Annotated in this window: 11 protein-coding genes and 1 pseudogene; 6 read left to right on the top strand and 6 right to left on the bottom strand. The window is 69.3% G+C overall.

Translation table 11 applies throughout. The features are described 5' to 3' along the window. A partial coding sequence (locus tag B9G38_RS11460; RefSeq protein ID WP_143415424.1) for a TrmB family transcriptional regulator occupies positions 1–646 on the bottom strand: 646 nt, incomplete at its 3' end. A 96-nt stretch (positions 647–742) separates the two neighbouring features. Further along, complete coding sequence (locus tag B9G38_RS11455; protein ID WP_086220458.1) at positions 743–2098, bottom strand: sulfatase; 1356 nt, start codon at positions 2096–2098, stop codon at positions 743–745. 194 nt (positions 2099–2292) lie between these two features. Between B9G38_RS11455 and B9G38_RS11450 the strand changes: the two genes are divergently transcribed. The 3 genes and pseudogenes from B9G38_RS11450 (at position 2293) to B9G38_RS11440 (ending at position 4257) form a co-directional block, all read left to right on the top strand. Then, entirely contained in the window at positions 2293–3549 is a 1257-nt protein-coding gene (locus B9G38_RS11450; RefSeq protein ID WP_086220459.1) for an ABC transporter substrate-binding protein, read from the top strand. A gap of 2 nt (positions 3550–3551) precedes the next feature. Beyond that, a complete protein-coding gene (locus B9G38_RS11445) occupies positions 3552–3857 on the top strand; it encodes a hypothetical protein (protein WP_086220457.1) in 306 nt (101 codons plus the stop codon). Between the two features lie 83 nt (positions 3858–3940). Further along, positions 3941–4257 (top strand): annotated as a pseudogene (locus tag B9G38_RS11440) (RPA12/RPB9/RPC11 RNA polymerase family protein). A 54-nt stretch (positions 4258–4311) separates the two neighbouring features. On the opposite strand, the gene B9G38_RS11435 reads toward B9G38_RS11440, so the two are convergent. Genes B9G38_RS11435 through B9G38_RS11425 form a run of 3 tightly spaced genes read right to left on the bottom strand, consistent with a single transcriptional unit; the run spans position 4312 to position 7321 of the window. Then, positions 4312–5322, bottom strand: coding sequence for a carbohydrate ABC transporter permease (locus tag B9G38_RS11435; RefSeq protein WP_086220456.1), 1011 nt, complete (start codon positions 5320–5322; stop codon positions 4312–4314). Positions 5323–5328: 6 nt separating this feature from the next. Next, positions 5329–6267, bottom strand: a complete 939-nt coding sequence (locus tag B9G38_RS11430) for a carbohydrate ABC transporter permease (protein WP_086220455.1) — start codon at positions 6265–6267, stop codon at positions 5329–5331. Positions 6268–6271: 4 nt separating this feature from the next. After that, positions 6272–7321 (bottom strand): ABC transporter ATP-binding protein, encoded by a 1050-nt coding sequence (locus B9G38_RS11425; protein WP_086220454.1) that lies wholly within the window; start codon positions 7319–7321, stop codon positions 6272–6274. Positions 7322–7477: 156 nt separating this feature from the next. On the opposite strand from B9G38_RS11425, the gene B9G38_RS11420 reads away from it, so the two are divergent. Both B9G38_RS11420 and B9G38_RS11415 read left to right on the top strand, forming a co-directional pair. After that, entirely contained in the window at positions 7478–9004 is a 1527-nt protein-coding gene (locus B9G38_RS11420) for a trehalase family glycosidase (protein WP_086220453.1), read from the top strand. Positions 9005–9078: 74 nt separating this feature from the next. Further along, the gene (locus B9G38_RS11415) at positions 9079–9762 is read left to right on the top strand and encodes a nucleotide exchange factor GrpE (RefSeq protein WP_086220452.1); all 684 of its coding nucleotides are present in this window, start codon (positions 9079–9081) and stop codon (positions 9760–9762) included. A gap of 48 nt (positions 9763–9810) precedes the next feature. Here B9G38_RS11415 and surE read toward each other — a convergent pair whose 3' ends face one another. Further along, on the bottom strand, positions 9811–10605 hold the full coding sequence (gene surE / locus B9G38_RS11410; RefSeq protein WP_086220451.1) for a 5'/3'-nucleotidase SurE: 795 nt from the start codon (positions 10603–10605) through the stop codon (positions 9811–9813). 138 nt (positions 10606–10743) lie between these two features. On the opposite strand from surE, the gene B9G38_RS18555 reads away from it, so the two are divergent. Then, a partial coding sequence (locus B9G38_RS18555; protein ID WP_233127200.1) for a DUF5798 family protein occupies positions 10744–10863 on the top strand: 120 nt, incomplete at its 3' end.

Below are 10863 nucleotides of genomic sequence, written 5' to 3'. Positions count from 1 at the left end.
GTGCCGCCCACGGGGCGGGGTTCGGGGGGAAGGCGGTGGGTCGGGGTGCGGGGGTGAGCACGAACGGGGCCGGGCGCGAGATGCGGTGGGCGGCGCTCACGGCGCCCTCGAAGTCGGCGTTTTCGAGGGGCTCGTCGCCGTCGCGGGCGAGGACCGTGACGTTGACCGTGACGCCGCGGTCGCGGGCGTCGACGAGGTCGCCGCGCAGCGCCGCGAACTGGTCGCGGGTGAGCGTCGCGTGGACCTGCGTCTCGGCGTCGCGCACGAACGTCCGAGCCGCCTCGAGGACAGTGTCGAACCGCTTGACGATGCTGACCGTCTGCGTGTCGAGCGTCGGTCGCTCGTAGCGCTCCTCGATCTCGGCGGCCGCCGACTCCAGCGCGTCAGCGCGGTCGGTGAGCCCGGAGACGATCGTCTCCGGGTCCGTCGCGCGCGCCTGGAACGTCTCCTGTTCGTACAGCTCCACGTACCCGAAGTCGTCGAGGTCCCGGAGCACGTCGTAGATCCGGGCGTCGGGCACGTCGCTGGCCTGCGCGACCTCGGTCGCGGAGGCGGTCCCCAGTTCGAGCAGCGTGACGTACGCGTTCGCCTGATAGTAAGAGAGGTCCGCGGCCTGGAGCGTCTCCAGGAGTTCCTCGGTGTCCATGTCGATCGATTAACTACTTCGGTGCTTAAAAATCACCGAGTCCGCGACGACCCGGATCGACGCGACGCCTCCGGTCGACGGCGGCCCGCGAGACCCTCACTCCACGTCGGGGTACGGAACGGGACCGTCGAGGAGCGGGTCGTCGGTCGACTCCATCCACGCCTCCAGCTCGTCGCGCAACCGGTCGAGGGCGTCGACGTGGGCCGAGTCCGGGTCGCTCGCCTCGGCCGCCGCCTCGAACGGCTTCCTGTCGGAGGCGAGGTTCTCGGACTCGCTCGGGTCGGCTTCGAGGTCGTACAGCTCCTCCGCCGGCCGCTGCGGGACGTGGAACTCCTCGTGGACCTCGCGGCCCGAGGCCGTCGGCGCGACGTCCATCGGGACGAACACCTTCGGAAGCAGCGAGAAGTTTCGCACGTACTTGTAGCGCTCCGTCCGGACCGCGCGGATCGGGTTGTAGCGGTCGTGCCACGTCATCTCGGCGAAGAGCCGGTCGCGGCCGTCGTGGGGCTCCCCCCGGAGCAGCGGCGCGAACGACTCGCCGGAGGCGTCCGTCGCCGGCTCGACGCCGAGCAGGTCCAGCATCGTCGGCGTGAAGTCGACGTTGGTGACGAGCGACTCGTGTACGTCGCCCCCCTCGACGACGCCCGGCTGGTGGACGAGGAGCGCGGTCTCGATCCCGGGGTCGTAGCAGGTGCCCTTCGCGCGGGGGATCGCCAGCCCGTGGTCGGTCGTGAACACGAAGACCGTCTCCTCGGCCAGCCCGGCGTCGGCGAGGGACTCGCGGTACCGGCCCACCGCCGGGTCGAGCACCTCCGAGATGACCGACCGGAGGTCGGCGACGTCCTCGCGGACCCCGGGCGCGTCCGGGAGGTACGGGAAGTCGTCGAGCGGGATCGCCTCGGGGTCGTACGCGTCGTACGTCGACTCCGGGAGGTACCCCCGGCGGAACGGGCGGTGCGGCTCCTCGATGCCGACCGAGACGAAGAAGGGGTCGTCGGCGTCCGCGCGCTCGGCGAAGAAGTCGTCGACGACGTCGACGAGTTCGAGCGCGCGCTTCGTCCCGCTGTCGACGTGCTCGTAGCCGAGCCGTTCGGGCTCGTCGGGCACCTCGTGCTGGAAGCCGAGCAGGGCCGTCTCGTACCCGGCCGCTCGGAGGCGCTTCGGGAGGGTCTCCCAGTCGTCGCCGAGCGCCCAGCCCATGTGCGCGAGCCCCATGACGCCGTTCTCGTGGGGGTAGTGGCCGGTCATCATGCTGGACCGGCTCGGCGAACACTGCGGGGCCGAACAGAAGCTGTTCGCCAGCCGGGCGCCGTCGGCCGCGATCCGGTCGATGTTCGGCGTGTCGACGTCGGCCCCGTAACAGCCGAGGTGCTGTCCGAGGTCGTGACAGTGTACGAGGACGAGATTCGGGCGGTCAGACGAGTCGGACGGGGGTTCGGCTCTGTCCGTCATACCCCCATCAACCCGGAATACACTCATAAATAACCGTGATCGCGTTCCGAGACCGCCCGATTCTGATTAGTAACTATAGCGGTAATTAATAAGCAAATTTGAAGTAAGTGGGCCGACTGGGTTGGGACGACATGTCCGATGATCGATCCTGTACTACGCGGCGGAGCGTCCTGAAGACGACCGGCACCGCGTCGGTGCTCGGCAGCGTCGCGCTCGCCGGGTGTTCCGGTAACGGCGGCGACGGCGGAGACGGCGGCGACGGCTCCGACGGCTCCGACGGGAGCGACGGCGGCGACGGCGGGAGCGGGAACAGCCTCGAAATCACGGGCGTCTGGTCCGGCGGCGAGCAGGAGTCGTTCAGCAACGTGATGAGCTTCGTGGAGGAGGACACCGGGATGAGCATGGAGTACTTCCCGCGCGACACCGACAGCCTGCTCACCGGTACGCTCATGGACTACGAGTCCGGCGTGGCCTCCGCGGACATCGTCGTGATGCCCTCGCCGGCGCGGATCATCTCGGACGCCCAGAACGGGCACCTCGCGCCGGTCGGCGACGCGTGGGACGCGGAGAACTTCGCGGTCGACCCGTCGCGGGTCACCGTTGACGGCGACGTGTACGCCGCGCCGTTCAAGATGGACCTCAAGCCGGGCTTCTGGTACCGGAAGTCGTTCTTCGACGAGCACGGCCTCTCCGAGCCCGAGAGCTGGGACGAGTTCATGACGCTGCTCGACGACATCGCCGCCATCGAGGGCGTCGACGCGCCCATCGCCTCCGGGAACGGCACCGGCTGGCCGCTCAGCGACATCACCGAGGGCTTCTTCATGCGGCAGGAGGACGGCGCGTCGCTCCAGCAGGGGCTCATCGACGGCGACGCCTCCATGACCGACGACCGGGTCGCGGCGGCGTTCGACGAGATCAAGACCCTCCACGACGAGGGGTACTTCAGCCAGACCCGCGACTTCGGCGTCCAGTACGAGTACTTCTGGGACAACAGCCTCCCGCTGTACTTCATGGGCTCGTTCACGCCGGCGCAGGACGCGGTCCAGGACCCCTCGGACCTCGGCGTCTTCCGCCTGCCCGGCGTCGACGGCATCTCCTCGTCGGTCAACTGGTTCACCGTGCCGACGTACTCGGACAACGTCGACGCGGCCCGCGACGCGCTGAGCTCGTTCGTCTCCGCCGAGGGCCAGCAGGTGTGGGTCGAGGAGGGCGGGTTCATCGCCTCCAACACGCAGGTCCCGGACGACGCCTACGAGATCGAGGTCATGGCGAACCTGCCCGACCTCGCCGCCGAGGTGACGGTCGTGCCGGACCTCGACGACGCGCTCGGGAACCCGTTCCAGGAGGAGTTCTGGTCGCAGCTCAAGGGCCTGTGGGCCTCGCCCGACACGCCGACCGAGGACCTCGTCGGCGCGCTCGACGACGCCCACGAGGAGACCCTGAGTAACTGACGATGGAGTCGACGTCGACCGCGGACGACCGGAGCGACCGGCGCGGGTCGCTGGCGCGGATGTTCGACCCCGAGGAGCTGCGGCGGCGCAACCTCGTCTCGCTCGGGATGGACGTGCTCATCCTCGCGACGACCGGACTCCTCGCGATCCTGTTCACCATGGGCACGTGGCCCGCGGTGATCGGCGCGGTCCCGATGATCGCGCTGCTGTACTTCGGGTGGGCCTCCTCGAAGGCCTTCTTCGTCGCGCAGGCGCTCGCGATCGGCGCGTCGCTCTTCGGCACCGTGACCGGCGTGCTGCCGTACTGACGCGGTGGATCGCGGTTTATTTTTTACTCGTCGCCGAGCGGAGGTTAACAGATATATCCGACGGCCGAGCGTACTCACCGCGCATGAAGTTCTGTGACGAGTGCGGGTCGATGATGCACACGGCGGGCGACGCGTGGGCGTGTCGCTCCTGCGAGAACGAGGCGCCGCGAGACTCGCAGGCGGATGCGGCGATGGCGACCCGGGACGGACAGCGGGACGACGGGGCGCCCGCCGTGGCCGACGCGACCGGGACGCCGCCGAGACGACGCGGGAGCCCCGTCCGGCGGCCGACTACGACGGCAACCGGGCCACCTCCGAGATGCTGCCGAAGCCGGGCGGCTCCTACGAGGTGCGGCTGTTCACCTGCGTCGAGTGCGGCCACAAGTGGCGCGACTCCTGACGGGAGAGAACGGGCGGCGTCTCGACGGAAAAACGGACCGGCGACGGGGGCGGCTCAGTCGGCGACCGCGGCGACCATCCCCTGCTTGTAGTACCGCTGTAGGGTGACGAACAGGAGGATCGGGACGATCATCGTCAGCACCGAGCCGGCGGCGACGAGCGCCCAGTCGATCTGGAGGCGCCCCTTCATCAGCGGCAGCACCTGCGGCGCGAGCTGGTTCTCGCGGGACCGCATGAACACGAGGGGGAAGAAGAAGGAGTTCCACACCCACGTGAACTGGATGACCGCCACCGAGACGAGCGCCGGCGCGGAGTAGGGCAACACGATCGACTTGAAGATCTGGTAGCGCGAGGCGCCGTCGATCCGCGCCGCCTCCTCCAGCTCCTCGGGGAGCCCGAGCAGGAAGTTCCGGAGGAACATGACGACCCAGCCCATCCCCCAGCCGATGTGGACCAAGATGAGGCCCATGTACGTGTCGAACAGGCCGGTGGTACGCAGCGTGTTGTAGTTGCCCATCGCCACTAACTCCGGCGGCGCGGCCATGACCACGATGAGCAGGAAGAACAGCCACTTCTTCAGCGGGAAGTCGAAGCGGGCGAACGGGTACGCGACCATCGTCCCGAGCAGCGTCACGGCGAGCACCGACGGGATCGTGACGATCGCGGTGTTGTACATCGCCTGCCGCATCGGGCCGGACTGGAACGTCCACGCGCGGGCGTAGTTCTCGAAGGTGACCGTCATCCCCTCCAGCGTCCACCAGCCCTGAATGATCTGGTCCAGCGGGCGGACGGAGGCCATGAACAGCCCCACGAGCGGGACGAGCCACAGCAGCGCGACGCCGATAGCGACCGCGTACCGCACTGCCCGAGGCGCGCTCGGGACCGCGGCGCGGGCGCGTTCGAGGAGGCCTCTGTCGGAGAGCGGCGCGGTCTCCGGCGGCTCGTGGTACACGCGCCCGCCGTCGGTCTTCGGATCGCCGTCGGAGCCGGTCCCGCGCCCGCCGTCGGTCGGATCGTCGCTGCGGTGCGTGTCGGTCGAGCCGTCTGGGTTGTGTGTGTCAGTCATTGTCGGTTAGTCCATGGACGCGATGTACCACGCCATCGGGAGCGCGATCACCAGCTCGATGAGCGCGACGACCATCGCCTTGCTGTACTCGATCGGGACCGAGAACGCGGCCTGGTACACCTCCAGTCCGAGGACGGAGAACGCGCCGCCCGGACCGCCGGAGGGCCCCCCGGCCGCGTAGACGATGGCGAAGATCCGGATCACCCAGATCATGCTCATGATCACGACGACCGCCGTCACGGGCTTGACGAGCGGCCAGATGATGTCCTTGAACCGGCGGAACCGCCCCGCGCCGTCGACGCGCGCGGACTCCAGCAGCGCGGGGTCGATCCCGGCGAGCGCGGAGCTGTACAGCAGCATGCTGAACCCGGTCTGGACCCAGACGCCGCCGGCGATGAGCGCGTAGATCGCGATCTGCGGCTCCTGCGTCCAGTTGCGGACCTGCCCTTCGAGCCCGATAACCCGGAGCAGCTCGTTGAAGATCCCCGCCTGCGGGTCGTAGACGAACAGCAGCACGAGTCCGATGACGACGGTGGGCGTCGTGAACGCGAGGAACACCATCGACCGGAGGACGCTCCGGCCGCGCAGGTCGGCGAACAGCAGCGCGAGACCGAGCCCGAGGAAGGTGCTGAGCGGCACGTGGACGATCATCCAGATGATGTTCTGCGGGAGCGCCCCCATCGGGTACTCCAGCGCGAGGAGGTTGTCCCAGTTGATGATCGCGTCGTCGTTGAGCGTCGCGATCCACGTCTCGAATCCCGCGAACTGCCCGATCGTGAACCCGTCCCAGGTGAAGAAGCTCCCGACCGCCGAGTACAGCATCGGCCCGACCGAGAAGATCCCGAACAGCGTGAGGCCGGGGAGCATGAATACGAGGATCGCCGTGAGCTTCTCCCCGTCCACGTCGCGGTCGAGCCGATCCTCGAGGTACGATTCGACGGACATGATATCAGGCCACCAGCTCCCCGTCCCCGTCGTAGAGGTACGCGTCGGTCGGGTCGAACGTGAGGTGGATCGGGTCGCCCGCGGTCGCGTCGGTGTGCGGGACCTTGACGTTCACCACGGAGCCGCCGACCTCGACGTTGACCAGCACGTACTCCCCGAGCGGTTCGACCGTCTTCACCGTGCCGGGCACGGTCCAGTCCGTGTCGGGCGCCTCGGTCGACACGTCGATGTCCTCGGGGCGGACCCCGACCGAGACGGTCTGCGACGACGTCTCCGCCGGCATCGGGAGCGCGTTGCCCTCGGCGAGCCGGACGCGACCGTCGCGGTTCTCCCCCTCGAAGAGGTTCATCGGCGGCGAGCCGATGAACTTCGCGACCCAGGTCGTCCGCGGCCGCTGGTACAGCTCCTCGGGGTCGGCGACCTGCCGGATCGTCCCGTCGTTCAGCACGACGATCTTGTCGCCCATGCTCATCGCTTCCTCCTGGTTGTGCGTGACGTAGACGGTCGTGATCCCGAGCTCGTTTTGAATCCGCTTGAGCTCGGAGCGCATCTCTAAGCGGAGCTTCGCGTCGAGGTTACTGAGCGGCTCGTCGAGGAGGAACACCGACGGCTCGCGGACGATCGCCCGCGCGAGCGAGGTGCGCTGGCGCTGGCCCCCGGAGATCTCTCCCGGGTCGCTCCCCATCTGGTCTTCGATGTGAAGCAGGTCCGCGACCTGCGCGACCCGCTCGTCGCGTTCCTCCGGCGGGACCCCCCTGACCTTCAGCGGGTACTCGATGTTCTCCCGGACGGTCATGTGAGGGTACAGCGCGTAGTTCTGGAACACCATCGCGACGTTGCGATCGGCGGGCGGCGTCCCGTCGACCCGGTCGTCGTCGAAGTATATCTCCCCCTCGGAGGGGTCCTCCAGCCCCGCGATCATCCGGAGCGCGGTCGTCTTGCCGCAGCCGGACGGCCCGAGGAACACCACGAACTCACCGTCGTCAACCTCCATGTCCAGCTTGTAGTTGGCGACCGTGTCACCCCCGTCGAAGTACTTGCTCACCGATCGCATGCTAATGCGGGTCATCAACTACCCGCCCGTAGTCATTTATTACACTTATAATTAATCATAGACCATGGATAAGAGGACGGCCGGAGCTGTGGGTTATCCGTTCTCTTCCCGGCTAATTCAATAATTACTTAGCAATCCTTTCACTACGTGAGGAAGATGAGTTCCGGTCTCTTCGATTACACCGATTTTCCGCAGATCTCCGGTGAGCTCTTTCGGACCGTCCAGCGTCGGGACCTCTACGACGACGACAAGCGGTTCGTCGACGCCGAGCCGCGCGTCTCCCCGGATCTCGTGTTCGAGCGGTACCTGTCCGGACGCGACCGCCCCGACTTCGAGTTGGAGTCGTTCGTCGAGGCCCACTTCCGGCTGCCGGAGCCGGTCGCGGCGTCGCCGGACCTCGCGGCGTCGCGGTCGATGGAGGACCACGTCTCCTCGCTGTGGGGGACGTTGACCCGGACGTTCGAGGACGCCGGCGCGGCGGGGTCGACGCTCGTTCCCCTCCCGAACCCGCACGTGGTCCCGGGCGGCCGCTTCCGCGAGATGTACTACTGGGACAGCTACTTCACCGCCGAGGGGCTGGCGGCGGCCGACCGAACCGACCTGATCGCCGGGATGGTCGGGAACATCGCGTCGCTTCTGGACCGCTTCGGCTTCGTCCCGCTGGGGAACCGAGCGTACTACGACAGCCGGTCGCAGGTCCCGCTGTTCTACCGGATGCTCCGCGTGCTGGAGCGCGTCGAGGGGTTCGACGCGGTCGCTCCCCACGTGGAGGCGCTCCGAACGGAACACGAGTTCTGGATGAACGGCTCCGGTCGGGTCGCCGAGGCGGAGGGTCCGGCGGCCCACCGCCGCGCCGTCGGGCTCGCGGACGGGACGGTCCTCAACCGGTACTGGGACGACCGCGCACGCCCGCGACCGGAGTCGTACCACGAGGACCGGCGGCTCGCCGAGCGCGTCCCCGTCGACGAGCGGCCCGGGCTGTTCCGGGACGTGCGGGCCGCCTGCGAGTCCGGGTGGGACTTCAGCTCCCGCTGGCTCGCGGACGACGGCGACCTCACCACGATCCGCACCACGGACCTAGTGCCGGTCGACCTCAACGCCGTCCTCTACGGCATGGAGTCCGCCCTCGCGGAGTGGCTCCCCCGTGTCGGACGGACCGAGGCCGGCGAGCGGTACGCCGACCTCGCCGCCGACCGTCGCGAGGCGATCAACCGGTACTGCTGGGACGCCGACGCGGGGTTCTACGTCGACCATTCGTGGGTCGACGACCGCCAATCGGACCGCCTCACGCTGGCCGCCGTCGCGCCGCTTTTCACCGGCGCCGCGACCGACGACCGGGCGGCGGCGGTCGCGGACCGGCTCCGCCGGGACTTCCTCCGCCCCGGCGGACTGGTGACGACGCTCGAAGCGACCGGCGAGCAGTGGGACGCGCCGAGCGGCTGGGCCCCCCTCCACTGGATGGCGGTCACCGGGCTGCGCCGGTACGGCCACGACGACTTGGCCGACGAGATCGCGGGGCGCTGGGTCGACCTCGCGCGGAACTCCTTCGAGGAGACGGGGCGAATGGCGGAGAAGTACGACGTCCGCACGGAGGGTGAAACGGCCGATCTGGGCGAGTACGACCCCCAGTACGGGTTCGGCTGGACGAACGGCGTCGTCACCGCGCTGTCGGCTCGGCGGTAGCGCTCGAGCGGAGGCCCGGGCTCGTCGCGGCGCGGTTCTGAACGCTTATCCCCGACGACCGACTTCGATCGGGTATGAGCGACGACGACGCCGTCGATGTCGAGTCCCCCGACGACGCCGAGGGCGACGCGGCGAGAGCGAACGGCACGGCGGAGGCGGCCGCCGAGGGAGCGAGCGGCGAGCCGGGCGGCAACGAATCGGCCGACGACGCCCGCCGCGACGGCGAGGCGATCGCCGCGGCCGTCGCCGAACACGACGAGGCGCTCGCGCGGGAGGTCGCGGCGCTGGAGGCGGACCTCGCCGAGACCCGCGAGGAGCTCCGCGAGCGCGACGAGGAGGTCGAGGAGCTGACGAGCAAGCTCGCCCGCGTGAAGGCGGACTTCAGCAACTACAAGGAGCGCGCGAAGCGGAAGCAGGAGGACATCCGCGAGCGCGCCTCCGAGGCGCTCGTCGAGCGGCTCACCCCCGTTCGCAACGATCTCCTTCGCGCGCTCGACCAGGACGAGGGGAGCGACCTCCGGCCCGGCGTCGAGTCGACGCTGGGGAAGTTCGACGACGTGCTCGCCGAGGAGGGGGTCGAGGCGATCGACCCCGAGCCGGGCGAGGAGGTCGACCCCGCGCGCCATCAGGTGATGCTCCGCGTCGACAGCGACCGGCCGGAGGGCGCCATCCACGAGGTGTACGAGCCGGGCTACGAGATGGGCGACCGCGTGCTGAGCGAGGCGAAGGTGACCGTCAGCACCGGCGACGGGGAGTAGCGCGGCACAGGGGCCCGCGCGCCGGGTAAGGGCGTCGCGGGACCGCCTTCACGACCGAACCGCGGCCTCGTAGGCGTCGATCACCTCGTCGAGGCCGGCGTCCGGTTCGGCGGTGTGGGGCACCGACAGCGGCGAGACCGACACCTCGCCGTCGACGACGGCCCGCCGGTCGGTCCCGACCGGGTCGGGCACGTCGCCGTCGTTCATCAGGCCCCAGATCGGGTCGGAAAACCCGACGCGGCCGTCGCCGTTCCGCTCCGCGCGCATCCCGTACCACGTCGAGGGCGTCGTGACCCGCAGCGGCGCGCGGTCCGCGTCCGCGATCGGCGCGTTGACGTTGAGGTAGTCGGCGCGGTCGAACACGCCCGCCTCGACCCCCTCGTCGAGGAGGAACCGCGTCGCCCGGGCGGCGTGGGCGAAGTCGGCCCCCTCGAACTCGCGTTTCCACCAGTCGTCGCCCCCGGGCACGTACATCGAGGTCGCCACCGCGGGCACGCCGAAGAACGACGCCTCGACCGCCGCGGAGACGGTCCCCGACCGACCGAGCGTGTAGGCGCCGAGGTTCGCCCCCTCGTTACAGCCGGCGACGACCGCGTCGGCGTCCGGGACGAGCTCGTCCAGGCCCGCGACGACGCAGTCGACCGGGGTACCGTCGACGACGTACCCCAGCTCGTGGTCCGCGACGGCGACGTCCTCGGAGAGGAGCCGACCGACGGACGACTGGTCGGCCGCCGGCGCGACGACGGTGACCGCGTACTCCTCGGCGAGCGCGTCGTAGAGCGCGCGGAGTCCGGCGGCGTCGACGCCGTCGTCGTTGGTCAGGATGATCCGGTCGACACTCATACCGTGTTCAGGGACGAGTCGGGCAAAAGTCCACCGTCGCGCGCGGGCGCTCCCGGGCGACGGGCGGCGGTACCGGGGCGGCCGGAAGCGCGCGAACCGAACGGAAAGGCACACGTATCGGCGGGCCGACCCCTCGGTATGGGATTCGGGGACACCGCCAAGAAGATCCAGACGCTCGCCGACCGCGCGGAGCGGACCTACAAGAAGATCAGCGAGCTCCGCGACGAGGTCGACGAGACGCAGGAGACGGTGATAGAC

This window comes from Halorubrum sp. SD612 (assembly GCF_002135005.1).
Note: the sequence above shows the minus strand (reverse complement) of the source record. Positions and strands in the feature narration are given on the sequence as shown.